Origin of the sequence: Paenibacillus caseinilyticus (genome assembly GCF_027533645.1) — a bacterium.
GTDB classification, from domain to species: domain Bacteria; phylum Bacillota; class Bacilli; order Paenibacillales; family NBRC-103111; genus Paenibacillus_G; species Paenibacillus_G caseinilyticus.
In genome coordinates, this window is sequence record NZ_JAQAGY010000002.1 from 205,530 (window position 1) to 221,874 (window position 16,345).

A 16,345-nucleotide genomic window follows, 5' to 3' on the forward strand; every position below is an offset into this window, starting at 1 on the left:
GTTTCCGGGGCATCTTACGCCTGGGAATGACGAGTTTTGACATGAAAAATGATGCTTTCTGCCTCTAACCGCCGATGAGCCGTTCTGTGGTACGATGGGAGATAAACGATCCCGGAAAGCCGGGTGGGGAGGAAGAGGAATGAAGCTTACGTATGACAAGCCGGCGCGCTTCTGGACGGAAGCGCTTCCGGCGGGGAACGGGCGGCTGGGTGCCATGGTCTTCGGCGGGATCGCACAGGAGTGTCTGCAGCTCAATGAGGATACGCTGTGGTCCGGGACCCCGAGGGATCACAATAATCCGCAGGCGCGGGAGGTGCTGCCGGAAGTGCGGCGCCTTGCTCTGGAGGGCAGGCACCTCGAGGCCGACCTGCTGTGCAAGCAGATGCTGGGTCCCTACACCCAGTCGTATTTGCCGCTCGGCGACCTCAGCCTGCGGTTCGACCACGGGGACCATGCGGCTGGTTACGAACGGCATCTGGATCTGGAAGAAGGCGTCCTGCGGACGAGCTACCGGATCGGGGCGGTAAGGTATTCGCGGGAGCTGTTCGTCTCTCATCCCGATCAGGTGCTGGTCCTGCGGCTGCGGGCTGACCGCCCCGGCGCCCTGAGCTTCACGGCGAAGCTGGACAGCCCGCTGCGGCACCGCACAGCTGCCGAGGCCGGCCAGCTTGTGCTGAAGGGCCAGGCGCCCTCGCATGTCGACCCCAATTATTACGTGACGGACGAGCCGGTCCAGTACAATGGGGAAGGGATGCGCTTCGAGGCAAGGTTCGGGGCTTCGGCGGACGGCGGGGAGATCCGCTTGGACCCGGGCGCCTTACATGTGGAAGGCGCGACGGAGGTTACGCTGCTGCTCAGCGCGGCCACAAGCTTCAGCGGCCATGACCGGCCGCCCGCAGCGCAGGGACGCGATGAGTCTCTGCTGGCCTCGCGGAATCTCGCAGCGGCCTCGGCTCTCTCGTACGGGCAGCTGCTCGGGCGCCACAAGGAGGACTACCGGACGCTGTTCGGCAGGGTGAAGCTGCATCTCGGCGCCTCCCGCGCTCCAGAGGGGATGCCGACCGACCAGCGGGTCGAGAAGTACGGGGCGGAGGATCCGGCGCTTGCTGCGCTGCTCTTCCATTATGGCCGCTATCTCCTCATCGCCAGCTCGCGCGAAGGCACCCAGCCGGCCAACCTGCAGGGCATCTGGAATAAGGACATCCGCCCGCCTTGGAGCAGCAACTATACGCTGAACATCAATGCCCAGATGAACTACTGGCCGGCCGAGACCTGCGGCCTTCGCGAATGCCACGAACCGCTCCTGGGCTTCATCGGGCGTCTGGCCGTCAACGGCGCGCAGACGGCGGCTGTCAACTACGGCTGCCGGGGGTGGACGGCCCACCATAACTCCGACATCTGGGCGCAGAGCGCTCCGGTAGGAGGCTACGGCCACGGCGATCCCGTATGGGCGTACTGGCCGATGGCCGGCGCGTGGCTCAGCGCGCACCTGTGGGAGCGTTACGCCTTCGGCCGGGAGGCGGCGTACCTGCGGGAGCAGGCGTACCCGGTCATGAAGGAGGCGGCGCTGTTCTGCCTGGATTGGCTGGTCGAGGACAGCGGGGGCCGGCTCGTCACTGCCCCTTCGACTTCCCCCGAGCACCGGTTCGTGACGGGGGAGGGCGGGTATGCGGCGGTGACCGCCGCAGCCACGATGGATCTGGCGCTGATCCGGGATCTGTTCACGAACTGCATCGAAGCGGCCGGGATCCTGGGCGCGGATGCCGCCTTCCGCGAGGAACTGCGAGCCGCCCTGGCCCGCCTGCTGCCGCTGCAGATCGGGCAGTATGGCCAGCTTCAGGAATGGATGCGGGACTTCGAAGACGAAGACGTGCACCACCGTCACGTATCCCATCTCTACGGCGTCTATCCTGGCCGCGCGCTGACCGCACAAGAGGAGCCGGAGCTGTTCGCGGCCGCCCGCCAATCGCTGGAGCGCAGAGGAGACGAAGGGACCGGATGGAGTCTCGCCTGGAAAATCTGCCTGTGGGCGCGCTTCGGCGACGGCAACCGGGCGCATAAGCTGATCGGAAACCTGCTGAGCCTTACGTCCGAATACGAAGAGCAGGGCCGCAAGGGACAGCGGGGAGGCGTGTATCCGAACCTGTTCGACGCCCATCCGCCGTTCCAGATCGACGGCAACTTCGGCTATGCCGCCGGCGTGGCGGAGATGCTCGTGCAGTCGCATACCGGCGTGATCCGGCTGCTGCCGGCGCTGCCGGAGGCGTGGCCGGAAGGCGAGGCCAGCGGGTTTTGCGCCCGCGGAGGCTTCGAGGTGGGCCTGCTCTGGCGGGAGGGGCGGCTGCAGGAGGCGCGGATCCGGTCGCTGGCCGGAGGCCCATGCCTGCTGCAGGCGGGTACAACCTGCACGCTGCTAGGCGGCCTGGGCGGGCAGCATCCCTCGAAGACGCTCGAGGACGGCACGCTGTCCTTCACGGCCGAAGCCGGGCACACTTATGTGCTCAGACCCGTCCGGACCGGCGCGGCTCTCTAAGCACGGCATGAATAACCCCGGCAGCCTGTACCAGGGCGGCCGGGGTTATTCTGTCACCCCCTCTACGGCAGAACGGCGGCGGTTCGTATCCTGTTAGAACTTTATGCGCGAACGGCCGGGGCGAGCCGAAGCTGCTCTACAGCGGTCTCTAGCGAGGGATTCCAGCAGCGGGCCGGGCTTGCCAAGCTGGGAAGGATACAGGCAGGGAGAGGCTTCCCTGCCTATTGGGCGTCCGCTTGCCTCAGCGTCTTCCACACCTGCCCTTGGAATACAGCCTGAAGAGGCCGCGGGGGGACCCGGCAGCCTCGTCGGAAGCGCTCTGTTCATTAGGAAGCGCAGGGCTCGGAATAGAGCACGCGCACCAGGAGGTCCTGGCTGTAATTGCCGAAGTGCTTGCCGTACAGGGTCAGCCCCTTCTTATTCCTCGACTTCTCGCCTACTTCGATGCGGAACTGCAGGTCGCTCTTGTCGCTGAGACCGATCTGCGCGAGCGACACGTCCGAGATCCGGCAGCCGTCGATATAGCTTCCGTCTTCCGTAATCCGGATGAGCTTCAGCATGCCGTACTGGTTCACATGGGGCGGCCACCACTCCGGGTTGTATTTGCCCCGGGTATCGCCGAAGTCGCCCGGGCTCGTCCAGCATCCGATCTCGAAGCCGTTGAGATAGAAGTAGATGTCCGAGGGATAGTTGTTGTTGAAGCCGGGGGCTTCCGAGCTGAGTTCCATCGAGAACTGGATTTCTTTGAACGTTTGGTGGGCCTTAATATAATTGGGGATCCGGTATTCGAGGAACCCTTCCGTGAACCACACCATCTGGGCATCGATCCGGCCCGGATCCGCAAAGTAGCGTGGATCGTCAAAATCGCCGACGATGCTGTCCTTGGTAGCGAGCCCGCAGGTGGGCAGGGCGAGATAATCGCTGTAGTGGCCTACTTTGATTTCGACTTCGTACAGGTTCTCAAGCTCCTTGCTCCGCAGGTCGACCATCAGCTTCTCCTCGCTTAAGTAGCAGAGCTTCTGGATCCCGTGCCGTCCCACGCAGGATGTGACTTCAATCAGCCCGCTTTCCTCCAGCTTCTTGATGTGCATGGTGATGGCGCCGTTCGTCAATTGAAGCGCTTTCGCAAGATCGTTCAGATTCAGGCTTTGATTCTGGGCGAGCAGTTCCATGATGGCAAGCCGGATATCCGAGCCCAGCGCTTTGAAGATGGGCAGACCGGAACGCAAATCTTTGATATAGAGCATGGTCTGAACTCCTTTGGCCCCTGGCCGGGACAGAATGACGGTGTTTCCTTTAACAAGTGTATTTTAATTTTATATGGATGTAAAGGGAAAAGAAAGAAGAGGGAGGTTCAGGCAGATAATCAGAATATGGCGGCACTGCAAGGGGATGAAATGAAGGGTTCGAAAGCAAAAAGTGGGTAAAAGGCAGTGTAACGGGAATATTTATTAGTTATTTTATTAAAATATTTTATATTGATTTAAAATATAAAGTGCAGTATAATCCGGTTAAGGTACTATTTTAGAATATATTAAAACATTTCACTGAGAAAGGGAAGCCCTCTATGATTACTTCTTATACGCTCCGCAATCCTTTGATCGAGCAGCGGGCAGATCCGTGGATCTATAAACATACGGACGGCTACTACTATTTCACCGCATCGGTACCGGAGTATGACCGTCTTGAGATCAGAAGATCCGAAACGATCGAAGGACTCTCCTCCGCAGAACCGGTCGTGGTCTGGAGAAAATACGACACCGGCCCGCTCAGCGCGAATATCTGGGCTCCGGAAATTCATTACGTGCAGGGCAAATGGTATATCTACTTTGCTGCAGCGAGAACGACCGAGACTGTGGAAGGCTTGTTCGACCACCGCATGTTCGTTCTCGAATGCGACGCGGAGAATCCGCTCCAGGGCCCATGGGTCGAGAAGGGGCAGCTCAAGACCGACTGGGAATCATTCTCCCTCGACGCCACTTCGTTCGAGCATAACGGTACGCAGTATCTCGTATGGGCGCAGAGAGATCCTGAAATTCCGGGCAACTCCAACCTGTATATCGCCGCCATGAGCAATCCTTGGACGATCATCGGTCCTCAGGTCATGCTGACGAAGCCCGAGTACGATTGGGAGGTTATTGGCTTCCTCGTGAATGAAGGCGCTGCCGTCATCAAGCGCAACGGCCGGATCTTCATCAGCTACTCGGCCAGCGCAACCGACCATCATTACTGTATGGGACTGCTCAGCGCTCCGGACACGAGCGATCTGCTCGATCCTGCATCGTGGACCAAATCCCCGGTACCGGTATTCGTGACGTCCGAAGAGAACGGGCAGTACGGCCCGGGCCACAATTCCTTCACGGTCGCCGAAGACGGGAAGACGGATTTGCTCGTATTCCACGCGCGCAGCTACAAGGAAATCGTAGGCGATCCGCTGTATGACCCGAACCGCCATACCCGCGTCCAAGTGTTGGAATGGAATGCCGACGGAACACCGAACTTTGGCGTCCCTGCACCGGATACGAAGGAATAAGGGTAGAATTGCCTTTAACTAGTTTAGCAAAATGTAAATGAGGCAGCTTCAGAAAGCGTATTCAAAAAAAGGATTGACACTTGTTTTATGTCGGTTTAAACTAAAGGAAGAAAATAGCTATTGTGTTTTAATAGAAACTAAAACAAATAGCTATTCCTTCTTTTAATTTAAATAAATATGCCATAATTAGAAAAGAATGCGTTAACAAAACAAACGGGGGTATCTACACATGAAAAAAGCACACGGCCTTATGCTCGCAACGACACTGCTTCTTGGCTCCCTGGCCACAGCCTGCTCTTCCGGCGGCGGAGATGCCGCTAAGCCTGATGCGAATGCGGGCAGCGCAGCTGCTGGCGGCAAGACGAAGCTTCAGTTCTGGACCTTCAACGAGCTGCACCAGAAGTATTTTGTGAGCATGGCGGACGCTTGGAACAAGGCGCATCCCGACAAGGCAATCCAGCTGGAAGCAAGCACGCTCCCGTTTGACGATATGCATAACAAATTGCTGGTAGCGCTTCAGTCCGGTACGGGCGCCCCGGATATCTCCGATATCGAGATCAGTAAATTCCCGAACTACCTGAAGGGCACGCCGCAGCTCGCCGAGCTGAACAAAGTCGTGGAACCGGAACTGAAGAATATCGTGAAGTCCCGTGTCGATATCTACTCCAAAGACGGCAAGTATTATGGTATCGATTATCATGTTGGCGCTTCCGTCATCTACTATAATAAAGAGATGCTCGACAAAGCGGGTGTGAATCCGGACAGCATCACCACCTGGGATGAGTTCTACGAAGCAGGGAAGAAAGTAGTGGCGGCCACCGGCAAGCCGATGATCACCTTCGAAGCGACGGATCCGTTCTCCTTCTGGCCGATGATCGCGCAGCAGGGCTCCGACATCACGGACAAAGACGGCAAGGTCATTCTCGACAACGAGAAGAATATCGCGACGCTGACGTTCATGCAGAAGCTCGTGAAAGAGAAGATCGCCATCGTCGCACCGGGCGGATTCCACCATGCGGAAGAATACTACGGTTTCATGAACAAAGCGGGCGCGGCTTCCGTCGCGATGCCGATGTGGTACATGGGCCGCTTCACGGATTACATGCCTGACCTCAAAGGCAAGCTGGTCATCAAGCCGATGCCGGCTTGGACCAAAGGCGGCAACCGCTCGGTAGGGATGGGCGGAACAGGTACGGCGGTAACAGCACAGTCCAAGAACAAGGATCTGGCGGTAGAGTTCCTGGCCTTCGCCAAGCTCTCTAAGGAAGCCAATATCCAGATCTGGAAGCAGCTTGGATTCGACCCGATCCGTACGGAAGTATGGGATTCGCCAGAGCTCAAAGAAGACAACAAGTTCACGCAGTACTTCGGCAAAGACATCTTCTCCGTGCTGATTGACATCAAGAACGAGATCGGTCCTGTCAATATCAACGAGAAAATGCCTGAAGTCAACGACGAACTGAAGAAGACGACGCTCTTCAAAGTCCTGAACGATATGGAAGATCCGGCAGCAACACTGAAGGCATCGGCTGAGCAACTGAGAAAATAAAGGGTTGTGCATGACCGCCGCCGGCTCCTCCAAGAGGGGGCCGGCCGGTCATAAAACGACAATTGGAGGAACCGTGCCGTGGAGAACCATACTGTAGCTATCCAAACCGTAGAGAAGAAGCAAAAAGGGTCACTTGCCTATAACCAGCGACTGGCTCCCTACGTGTTTGTAGCGCCCTTTCTCATCACGTTTATTTTGTTTTTCGCGTATCCGGTTGCTTCGACTATCATCATGAGCTTCCAGGAAGTGCTGCCGGGCCAGACGAAGTTCATTGGCCTCGCCAATTATAAGAAACTGCTTAATCCCACTTTCTACACAGCGATCTTCAACAGTGCGAAGTATACGCTTCTTACGCTGGTCGTGCTGATTCCGCTGCCGCTGGTTCTCGCGGTGTTCCTTAATTCTTCTTTTATGAAAGCGAAGAATTTCTTCCGCTCCACGCTGTTCGTGCCTGCGCTCACCTCGGTTGTCGTAGCCGGTACGGTATTCAAGCTCGTCTTCAGCGAACTGGACAGCGCTCTTGCGAACACGATCATCGGATTTCTCGGCATCGAACCGCAAAAATGGCTTGGGCAGTCTTCGACAGCCATGTTCGTACTTGTGCTGCTGGCGACATGGCGGTGGCTCGGCGTTAACGTCATCTATTTCCTCTCCGGTCTGCAGAGCATTCCGACAGAGCTGTATGAATCGGCGGATATCGACGGAGCCAACACCTGGGACAAATTCGTCAAGATTACGCTTCCGCTGCTCAAACCCGTAACGATCTATGTGCTTACCATCTCGATCTACGCCGGCTTCGCGATGTTCACGGAGAGCTACATGCTCTACAACGGCAACCGCTCGCCGAAGGATATGGGACTGACGATCGTAGGTTACATTTACCAGCAGGGTCTTGAGAAGAACAACCTGGGCCTCGGTTCGGCCATCGGCTTGACGCTTCTTGGCATCACGATGTTCATCAACCTGGTGCAGCTCAAAATCACCGGACAATTCCGGAAGGGGGACTAACACGTGCCGCAGACAAAATCCTGGTCCGCTTCGTCGGTCCTTCTTCTCCTGTTGTTCGTGGCTACCGCTGCCTTCACGCTGTTCCCGATCTACGCGCTGTTCCTGGCTTCGTTCAAGCCTTCCCAGGAGCTGCTCCGCTTCGGTTTGAATCTCCGGTTCGATACGGAGATCATGAGCCTCAAAAACTACGCGTTCATTTTCTCGGGCGAAGCAAGCAACTATTTTGCATGGTATAAGAACTCGCTGGTCATCACGGTACTGGCGACGCTGCTCTGCCTCCTGTTCTCGTCGATGGTCGGCTACGGGCTCGCGGTCTACGATTTCAAAGGCAAGAACCTGATCTTCATCCTCGTGCTCATCGTGATGATGGTGCCAGTCGAGATCATCCTGCTTCCGCTCTACAAGCTGATCATTGGGCTGAAGCTGATGGACAGCATCTGGGGGGTTATCCTTCCATTCATGGTGGCCCCGCTGCCGATCTTCTTCTTCCGCCAGTATGCGGAAGGACTGCCGAAGGACTTCCTCGATGCAGGCCGCATCGACGGCTGCTCGGAGTACGGCATCTTCTTCCGGCTGATGGCGCCGCTGATGGCTCCGGCCTTCGGGGCGATGGCGATCCTGCAGGGGATGGGCGCATGGAACAACTTCCTGTGGCCGCTCATCGTGCTGAAGAGCAACGATAAGTTCACGCTTCCGATCGGCTTGGCGACACTGCTTACGCCGTACGGCAACAACTACGATATTCTGATTGCAGGTTCGGTTCTGGCGATTCTGCCGATCCTCGTCCTCTTCATCTTCTTCCAGCGTTTCTTCGTCTCCGGTCTGACGGTCGGCGGCGTGAAGGGATAAGGGCAGGGCACCTGCGCACAAAGACGGGGGGCCTCGCCCCCCCATCGACCGGTATAGGGAAGGGAAGCAAGTTCCTTTTCCCGTACCGGTTTTTGGCATGGTTACACAAGAATCGAGCCCATGGGGAGTATAGAAAGGGAGTCCGGTGAGAGACATGGAAACGGAAGCGAGATGGAGTGGGAAGGTGAGAGGCGGAAAGCGGAGCCTGCGATCGACCTGGACGCTCAGGGGAGCGCTGCTGCTGATCGCGCTTGCTGTACTGGCTGCGGGCTGCAGCGGTGCGGGCGGGACTTCGCCGGGTGAGGCAGGCACTCCTGCGGCAGAGGAGAACGCCGCCGCTTGGAATAATCCGCTGGTGGAACAGCGGGCCGATCCGTTCGCCGTACGCCACACGGACGGCTACTATTATTTCACGGCTTCGGTGCCGGAGTACGACCGCATCGAGCTCAGGCGGGCCAAGACGCTGGGCGGGCTGGCGGAGGCCGAGACGGTCACTGCCTGGAAGAAGCATGAGAGCGGGCCGATGAGCGAGCATATCTGGGCGCCCGAGATCCATTATATCGACGGCTTGTGGTATATCTACTTCGCGGCGGCGCGGACGGACGCTCCGTTCGACCACCGGATGTACGTCCTTGAGAATGAGGCTGCGAATCCGCTGGAAGGCACATGGACGGAGAAGGGACAGCTGAAGACGGACTGGGAGTCGTTCTCTCTCGATGCGACCACCTTCGAGCACAAGGGCGTCCGCTATCTGGTCTGGGCGCAGAAGGATCCGGCGATCCGCGGGAACAGCAACCTGTATATCGCACCGATGCAGAATCCCTGGACCTTGGCAGGCAAGCAGGTGCGCCTCTCGAAGCCGGATTACGACTGGGAGAAGATCGGCTTCTGGGTCAATGAGGGGGCGGCCCTTCTGAAGCACGGCGGCCGGCTCTTCCTGACGTATTCGGCGAGCGCCACCGACGACAACTACGCGATGGGGATGTTGACCGCGGCAGACGCTGCAGATCTCCTCGATCCGGCTTCGTGGACCAAGTCGGAACAGCCGGTCTTCGGCACCAGCGAAGAGAACGGGCAGTACGGGCCGGGCCATAACTCCTTCACCGTCTCCCCGGACGGGAAGCAGGATATTATGGTCTATCACGCGCGCAGCTACAAAGAGATCACCGGCGACCCGCTGTACGATCCGAACCGGCATGCGCGGGCCAAGGCCATCGAATGGAAGGCGGACGGCACACCTGACTTCGGCGTGCCGCCGGCGGATACGAAGAAGGCGGAGTAAGCGGGCTGGAGGAAGACCACGCCCTGGAGCGAAGCTGGGACGCCCGGACCGAATCCGCCGGTCTCCTTAAGACGGGGCGGTATTGCAGGGGGACAGCCAAAGGAGATGCAGCTTGGCAGCCGCCGGGGTTCCCGCTGTGCTGTAAGGTAGAGCTTTCTTGCTGAACCCTGCCCTATGAGTCTACGCACTCAAGAAAGAGCCGTTCCCTCGGATGAGGGGGCGGCTCTTTTTTAGTTGGGGTCAACGTATTCTTGCTTCCGGCAAAACCTTCCACATCAGGCATAGACTGTGGAATTCCAGTCGGACGCCTCCTGTCAGGGAAGGAGCCTAGCCAATATCCTGCTCTTGATACATCACGCGGACCAGCAGGTCCTGGTTGTAGTTGCCGAAGTTCTTGCCGTAGATCGTCAGGCCGCGTTTGTTCCTCGACTTCTCGCCAACCTCGATCCGGAATGTCAGCTCGCTTTTGTAATCGAGGCGGATATCCGACAGCTTCACATCAGAGATCCGGCAGCCGTCGATGTAGCTGCCTTCTTCGTTGATGCGGATAAGCTTCAGCATGCCGTATTGGTTCAGGTGCGGAGGCCACCAGTCGGGATTGAAGGTGCCGCGGACATCGCCGAAGTCGCCGGGACTGGTCCAGGAGCCGAGCTCGATATCGTTGAGATAGAAATAGATATCGGACGGATAGTTATTGTTGTACCCCGGCGCCTCGGAGCTGAGCTCCATCGACAATTGGATCTCGGCGAAGGCCTGATTGGGCTTCAGGTAGTTCGGAATGCGGTATTCCAGGAAGCCTTCGGAGGTCCAGATGATCTCCGAATCGATCCGCTGCGGATCGGCAAAATAGCGCGGCTCGTCGAAATCGCCGATGATGCTGTCCTTGGTCGCCAGACCACAGGTCGGCACCGCTTGATAGTTGCTGTAATGCCCGACTTTGATGTCGACCTCGTAGAGGTTGTCCGTTTCTTTGCTGCGCAGGTCCACGATCAGCTTCTCTTCGGTGAGATAGCAGATCTTCTGGACGCCGTGCTTGCCTACGGCGGTACCGATCTCGATGAGTCCGCTTTCTTCGAGCTTCTTAATATGCATGGTGATGGCGCCGTTGGTCAGCTTCAGCCGCGTGGCGATTTCATTGAGGTTCAGGCTTTGATTCTTGGCGAGCAGCTCCAGGATTTCAATCCGGATTTCCGATCCGAGTGCCTTGAATATACTGAGTCCTGTTTTTAGATCTTTGATGTAGAGCATCTGCGTAAGATCCCTTCTTCTCTTAACCTATTTTATTTTAAATTTATTATAAATAATTTACGCCAAAAAAGAAACAAAGATTTTTTGTAATTATGCCGCGCTAAAGCAGGGAACCGTTGAAGGGTAAAGGGTTTGGGGAGTGAACGGAGAAGAAAGTGAATCATCATGACTGGATATACCTTACAATTGGAGTTATAAATCCATAAAATAAAAAGAAGGAAGCGATTCTTACAAAGGGGTTATCGCGGGGTCTTGGGTAATGCGAGGGGATTCAAACCTACTAATCCGACAGATCCGTGGGGAAATGGATTATCCGGTCCATTTATGATAAAAATCGCCTTTTGGGCACATTCTATGTTCTTGGAGCGATCAACGAACAACCAGCCTTTATCCCTGAGTTTAGTAGTGACCGAACTGTGACCGTGAAGGGGAGGATAAGATTGAGTAAAGAAAAGCAAAAGGGGAAAGAAGACCGGTTGAAGTGGTGGCAGCTCTCGCTGCTCGGCGTAGCCTGCACGATCGGCACCGGTTATTTCCTCGGCACCGGCATTGCGCTGACGATGGGCGGACCGGCGGTCATCTTCTTGTTTATCCTGGCGGCCTTCGGAACCTACATGGTCTTCGACGCGCTGGCCCGGATGACGGCGGCGGATCCTCAGGCAGGATCGTTCCGCTCCTACGCCAAACAGGCGTATGGCCGCTGGGCCGGATTCACGAGCGGGTGGGTGTACTGGTCGAGCGAGCTCCTCATTATGGGCAGCCAGCTGGCCGCCCTCTCCCTGTTCACCCGCATGTGGTTCCCCCAGCTGCCCATGTGGATGTTCGCTTCCGTCTACGGGCTGCTCGGGCTAGGCATCATTCTGCTGGGGACGAAAGGCTTCGAACGGATGGAGAACTCCTTCGCCGTCATGAAGATCGCCGCGATCCTGATGTTCCTGGTGCTGGCCGGCGCTGCGCTGCTGGGGATGCTGGGACAAGGGGCTTATGCGCCCAAAGTGCCTGCGGCAGGACCGGAGATTTGGCCGGGGGGCGGGCTCGGCCTATGGTCGTCGTTCATCTTCGCCTTCTATGCCTTCGGCGGCATCGAGATTATGGGCCTGATGGCGATGCGCCTCAAGAATCCGAAGGAAGCGCCGAAGGCAGGCAAGATGATGATTCTGCTGCTGACGGTCGTCTATATCGCTTCCTTGGTCTGTGCGGTCATCCTGGTGCCGATCGGCGCCTTCAACTCCAAGGAAAGCCCGTTCGCTTCGGCCTTGAATCACTACCAGCTGCCTTACGTGCCCCATGTCTTCAATTCCGTACTGATTATCGCCGGCTTCTCCACTATGGTTGCGTCGCTGTTCGCGGTTACGACGATGCTGGTGACGCTGGCCGGGGATCACGACGCGCCGAAGATGTTCTCTGCGAAGAAGGGCTCGACCCGGCTGCCGTTCACAGCGGTGAGCTTCACGGCGGCGGGGCTCCTCGTCTCCGTCGTGACGGCGCTCCTCATGCCCGAATCCGTCTACGAATACGTGACGACGGCGGCAGGGCTCATGCTGCTCTATAACTGGTCCTTCATTCTGATTACTTCGGGCAAGCTCCTCAAGCTGAGCGGCTGGGGGCAGACGAAGCGGTGGGGAGGCATCGTCTTGATCGCCATGGCCGTGATCGGCACGCTGTTCCACGAGACGAGCCGCCCCGGCTTCTTCATCTCGCTCGGGTTCGTAGCGGTCATTGCGGTGGTGACGCTCATCATGCGTTCCGTATGGAAGAAGCAGGGCGGCGGCAGCGCAGGCGGCCCGGAGGACGGGACGAAGAAGCAGGCAGAGACTCCGGAGTCCGGATACGACGAATACGAGCCGAGTGTGAACCGGCCCGTACTGCCGCGCAGACGCAAATCGTTCAGTTAAGGAGAAGACGGCAGGCGGCGACGGCGAAGTACAAGCCGAAGCCGATCAGGGACAGGCCCGACAGCACGGAGATGCCGGTGATCAGCCGCGGCGTCATCAGGCGCCGGAAGGAACTCGCCATACCGGCCATCGTGAAGTCCCAGACGACAATGCCGAGCAGAATAGCGGAGCTGTAGACCAGCAGCTCCTGCGTCCCGTAGACGGAAGCCGTCTTCGCGAGCACGGAGCCGTAGATGCCGAGCCAGAAGAGAATGGTCAGCGGATTGGAGAGCGACATCAGGAAACCGGAGAAGAACGACTTGAAGAGCGTATCGTCCTTCTTCTTGGTGAGTACGGCTACGCTGCTTGCGCCCATCAGGCTGTCGATTCCCGAGTAGATGAGGACAAAGCTGCCGAACACCCACAGGGCCGTCTGGATCAGCGGAGTGCTGAGGAAATGTACGAGTCCCATATATACCATGGACATGTACATGGCATCGGCGACCATGGCCCCGAGACCGACCAGCCAGGCGTGCCAGAAGCCGCAGCGCAGGCCCTTGTCCAATTGGGCGGCGTTGATCGGTCCGATCGGGGCCGACAGCGACAGCCCGAGGAAGATGTAGCTTAAGAATATGCTCATGCGCGGTATTACCCTCCCGATCCCCATAGAATACTGAAGGAAGTTGTACAAACTGGGCTCGGTTCATTGTATTCGGGAGGGGCGGCTCGTACGACAAGTTTTCGAATGTCCGTAAGGGGGCTGCCGCACACCAAATAAGCGGTTCCGAGGAGCGGATGGGCAGCTCCGCCGGGAACAGCTTATTTGGTGCGTCCGGATCAACCTGCGGTTCAGCTGCGGCTGCGGTATACGCGTTCGGGCCGGCCCACGACGCCGTAGGACAAGTCGGCATAGACGTCTCCGAGGGAGACGAGATGCTCGAGGTAGCGCCGGCCGGTCGAACGGCTCACGCCGATGAGCTTCGCCACGCCGTCCGCGGTCATACCCTGCGGCGTGCCGGAGAGCGCGCCTATGACTTTGTCCAGGGTAAGCTTGTCGATCCCCTTGGGCAGGTACATGGAGGAGGAAGAAGAGAGATCCTTCTTCTCGTTCCTGGCGAGCAGGCGGTCGATATCGTCCTGGGCGACCTGGCCGCTCCCCGAGCCGAGCCGGCGAAGCTCCAGGTGGAAGTCACGGTAGCGCAGCAGGGTGTCCTGCAGCCGGTTGAAGACGAGCGGCTTGATGATGTAATCGAAGGCGCCGCAGCGGACCGCCTCGCGGACCGGTTCGATTTCTTTGGCCGCCGTAATCATGATGACCCCCGTATCCCGGTAATGCCGGCGGATATGCTGCAGGATGTCGAGGCCGCTGGAGTTCGGGATATAGATATCGAGCAGCACCAGCTCCGGAGCTAAGATGTCGAGCTGCTCCTTGGCCTGGCTCTCGTCCGTCGCAATGCCGATCACCGTGAAGCCCGGCACCTTCTCGACGAACCTGCGGTTGATTTCGGCGATCTTGGGATCATCGTCCACGATCAGTACCGTGATGACTTCTTTGCTCATTGGGGAAGCTCCTTTCGGTCGGTGGCGTTCCTTTGGGTATGGCGGCCGTAAAGACCGTTCCGCCTGCGGCATGGGGCTGGTAGGTAATGTACCCGCCCAGCTTGTGTACGGCATGATGCACGAGCGAGAGACCGATGCCCCGGTGCTCCCCCTCCTTCGTGGAGAACCCCTTCTCGAAGACGGAACCGCCGCTCTCCTCCGGAATGCCGATGCCCTGGTCCTCGCATTCGATGATGAGGTCTTCGCCGAGGTCGGTCAGGAACAACTTCACCTGCCGTCCTGCGGGGTCTTCGCAGGCGAGCACCGCTTCCATCGCATTATCGGCCAGGTTGCCGATGATCGTGACGAGCAGATTGCGGTCGATGCCCTTCGGGAGATCGCGGAACGAGCTTTCGCGGTCGATCTCGAAGGGCACCTTGAGCTCCTGCGAACGGTTGTATTTGCCGATGAGGAGCCCGCCGATCATAGGATCCGGAATTTCGCGCATCAGGAAAGCGATCAGATTCTGGTGGACATCGGACTCCTGCGAGATGAGGTCTACGGCCTCCTGGTACGCTTCGAGCTGGATCAGCCCCGAGATCACGTAGAGCTTATTCGAATACTCGTGGGTCTGGGCCCGCAGTGCATCCGCGAACCGCTTCACCTGGGACAACTCCTCGGCAAGCCGGTACAGATCCGATTTGCTGCGGAAGCTCGACACGGCGCCGTCGATCTCCCCGTTCCATCCCGTAATGGGGACGCGGTTCACGATCACCTCGTGCCCGCCGATCAGCATCTCTTCGTCGAACTGCGCAAGGCCCGTGGAGATTACCTCGGTGAGCCGGGTGCCCGGCAGCAGCTCCCGAAGAGGGCGGCCGACGATGCCGGCCTGCTCCGGCAGCCCGAGCAGACGCAGGGCATATGGATTCGCAAGCGTTACGATCCCCTTGCGGTTGACCGCCAGAACCCCTTCGCGGATCGACTCGAGGATCGCCCGCTTCTCGGTATAGAGCGAGCCGATCTCGCGGGGCTCCAGCCCGTGGAGGGAGGTGCGGACACTGCGTGCGATGAGGACCGCACCGGCGGCGCCCACGAGGAGGAAGGCGAGCGCCATCCACACGATCTTCAGGCGGTAGCCCTCCGTGATCCGGTCGATGTCCTCGGTCAGGAAGCCTACGGATACGATGCCGATGACCTCGCCGTCCGGCCCCAGGATCGGGGTCTTGCCCCGTAGGGCGGGACCCAGCGAGCCGACCGCCCTCGAGACGATCGACCGGCCTTCGAGCACGGGGCCGTTATCGCCGCCGACCATCTCCTTGCCGATGCGTTCCGGCAGGGGATGGGAGTAGCGGATGCCCTCCCGGGATCCGATCACGATATATTCCGCTCCGGTTCGGGTCCGGATGCTCTCGGCGATCGGCTGGATGACCGAAGAGGGATCGGGCAGGGAGAACGCCTCCCGAATCTCGGGGATGGCAGCGGCGGTTTCGGCGACCTTCAAGGCCCGCGTGCCGATCTGCTCCTCCAGGGAGGAGGTTATGAGATAGTAGAAGATGCCCCCGAGACTCACCGTAACCAGCGCAAGCACGGAGCAGATGACGAGGATGAGTTTGCTTTGCAGACGCATGGATCGATGGTCCCCCCGTTTTTGCAATATAGGAATGTATATCTCACCAGGGCTTGATTCTGTCAACATATATTTCGAATACACGCGCGTCTTCCTCTATAGGACGGCGAAGACGTTAAGCTTGGGGACATTATAACATAGATCGGGAGAAGGGCCGCGGAGCATAACCCTTGAACAAAATGATCATAATAGGGTTAATGGACGCAATGCGGTTAATGGCGTTAAACTTCTCTAACTTACCGAGGGGTGATATGATGAAACCGTTACCAAGAAAGCGCATCCAAAAGAGGGTTACAGACAAAC

The 16,345-nt window shown here is 58.3% G+C and carries 12 protein-coding genes; 7 read left to right on the top strand and 5 right to left on the bottom strand.

What is annotated here, in order from left to right; translation table 11 throughout:
- Positions 1-139: 139 nt before the first annotated feature.
- Positions 140-2,533 carry a glycoside hydrolase family 95 protein gene (locus O9H32_RS03730; protein WP_269864474.1) on the top strand — a complete coding sequence of 798 codons (2,394 nt, stop codon included), beginning with the start codon at positions 140-142 and terminating at the stop codon, positions 2,531-2,533.
- Positions 2,534-2,859: 326 nt separating this feature from the next.
- Here O9H32_RS03730 and O9H32_RS03735 read toward each other — a convergent pair whose 3' ends face one another.
- Positions 2,860-3,780: an ArsR/SmtB family transcription factor gene (locus tag O9H32_RS03735; RefSeq protein ID WP_269864475.1), complete on the bottom strand. Its 921-nt coding sequence runs from the start codon at positions 3,778-3,780 to the stop codon at positions 2,860-2,862.
- 320 nt (positions 3,781-4,100) lie between these two features.
- On the opposite strand from O9H32_RS03735, the gene O9H32_RS03740 reads away from it, so the two are divergent.
- The 5 genes from O9H32_RS03740 (at position 4,101) to O9H32_RS03760 (ending at position 9,754) form a co-directional block, all read left to right on the top strand.
- A complete protein-coding gene (locus tag O9H32_RS03740; RefSeq protein ID WP_269864476.1) occupies positions 4,101-5,066 on the top strand; it encodes a glycoside hydrolase family 43 protein in 966 nt (321 codons plus the stop codon).
- A gap of 229 nt (positions 5,067-5,295) precedes the next feature.
- Positions 5,296-6,615: an ABC transporter substrate-binding protein gene (locus O9H32_RS03745; RefSeq protein ID WP_269864477.1), complete on the top strand. Its 1,320-nt coding sequence runs from the start codon at positions 5,296-5,298 to the stop codon at positions 6,613-6,615.
- A gap of 78 nt (positions 6,616-6,693) precedes the next feature.
- Positions 6,694-7,623, top strand: a complete 930-nt coding sequence (locus O9H32_RS03750; RefSeq protein WP_269864478.1) for a carbohydrate ABC transporter permease — start codon at positions 6,694-6,696, stop codon at positions 7,621-7,623.
- Between the two features lie 3 nt (positions 7,624-7,626).
- On the top strand, positions 7,627-8,472 hold the full coding sequence (locus O9H32_RS03755) for a carbohydrate ABC transporter permease (RefSeq protein WP_269864479.1): 846 nt from the start codon (positions 7,627-7,629) through the stop codon (positions 8,470-8,472).
- 244 nt (positions 8,473-8,716) lie between these two features.
- On the top strand, positions 8,717-9,754 hold the full coding sequence (locus tag O9H32_RS03760) for a glycoside hydrolase family 43 protein (protein WP_269864891.1): 1,038 nt from the start codon (positions 8,717-8,719) through the stop codon (positions 9,752-9,754).
- 327 nt (positions 9,755-10,081) lie between these two features.
- Here O9H32_RS03760 and O9H32_RS03765 read toward each other — a convergent pair whose 3' ends face one another.
- Positions 10,082-11,002 carry an ArsR/SmtB family transcription factor gene (locus O9H32_RS03765; protein WP_269864481.1) on the bottom strand — a complete coding sequence of 307 codons (921 nt, stop codon included), beginning with the start codon at positions 11,000-11,002 and terminating at the stop codon, positions 10,082-10,084.
- Positions 11,003-11,442: 440 nt separating this feature from the next.
- On the opposite strand from O9H32_RS03765, the gene O9H32_RS03770 reads away from it, so the two are divergent.
- Positions 11,443-12,897 (top strand): amino acid permease, encoded by a 1,455-nt coding sequence (locus tag O9H32_RS03770; RefSeq protein WP_269864482.1) that lies wholly within the window; start codon positions 11,443-11,445, stop codon positions 12,895-12,897.
- Here the strand turns inward: O9H32_RS03770 and O9H32_RS03775 are convergent.
- The 3 genes from O9H32_RS03775 to O9H32_RS03785 all read right to left on the bottom strand — a co-directional run bounded on the left by O9H32_RS03775 (position 12,890) and on the right by O9H32_RS03785 (position 16,042).
- The gene (locus tag O9H32_RS03775) at positions 12,890-13,516 is read right to left on the bottom strand and encodes a LysE family translocator (protein WP_269864483.1); all 627 of its coding nucleotides are present in this window, start codon (positions 13,514-13,516) and stop codon (positions 12,890-12,892) included. The two genes, O9H32_RS03770 and O9H32_RS03775, sit on opposite strands and share 8 nt — an antisense overlap.
- Before the next feature lie 209 nt (positions 13,517-13,725).
- Positions 13,726-14,436 carry a response regulator gene (locus tag O9H32_RS03780; protein ID WP_269864485.1) on the bottom strand — a complete coding sequence of 237 codons (711 nt, stop codon included), beginning with the start codon at positions 14,434-14,436 and terminating at the stop codon, positions 13,726-13,728.
- Positions 14,396-16,042 (bottom strand): ATP-binding protein, encoded by a 1,647-nt coding sequence (locus tag O9H32_RS03785; protein WP_269864486.1) that lies wholly within the window; start codon positions 16,040-16,042, stop codon positions 14,396-14,398. Before O9H32_RS03785 ends, O9H32_RS03780 begins: the two co-directional genes overlap by 41 nt.
- Positions 16,043-16,345: the final 303 nt, after the last annotated feature.

Coding starts and splice junctions, on each gene's coding strand:
- O9H32_RS03730 (WP_269864474.1), top strand. CDS start 140: ATGAAGCTTACGTATGACAAGCCGGCGCGCTTCTGGACGGAAGCGCTT.
- O9H32_RS03735 (WP_269864475.1), bottom strand. CDS start 3,780: ATGCTCTATATCAAAGATTTGCGTTCCGGTCTGCCCATCTTCAAAGCG.
- O9H32_RS03740 (WP_269864476.1), top strand. CDS start 4,101: ATGATTACTTCTTATACGCTCCGCAATCCTTTGATCGAGCAGCGGGCA.
- O9H32_RS03745 (WP_269864477.1), top strand. CDS start 5,296: ATGAAAAAAGCACACGGCCTTATGCTCGCAACGACACTGCTTCTTGGC.
- O9H32_RS03765 (WP_269864481.1), bottom strand. CDS start 11,002: ATGCTCTACATCAAAGATCTAAAAACAGGACTCAGTATATTCAAGGCA.
- O9H32_RS03775 (WP_269864483.1), bottom strand. CDS start 13,516: ATGAGCATATTCTTAAGCTACATCTTCCTCGGGCTGTCGCTGTCGGCC.
- O9H32_RS03780 (WP_269864485.1), bottom strand. CDS start 14,436: ATGAGCAAAGAAGTCATCACGGTACTGATCGTGGACGATGATCCCAAG.
- O9H32_RS03785 (WP_269864486.1), bottom strand. CDS start 16,042: ATGCGTCTGCAAAGCAAACTCATCCTCGTCATCTGCTCCGTGCTTGCG.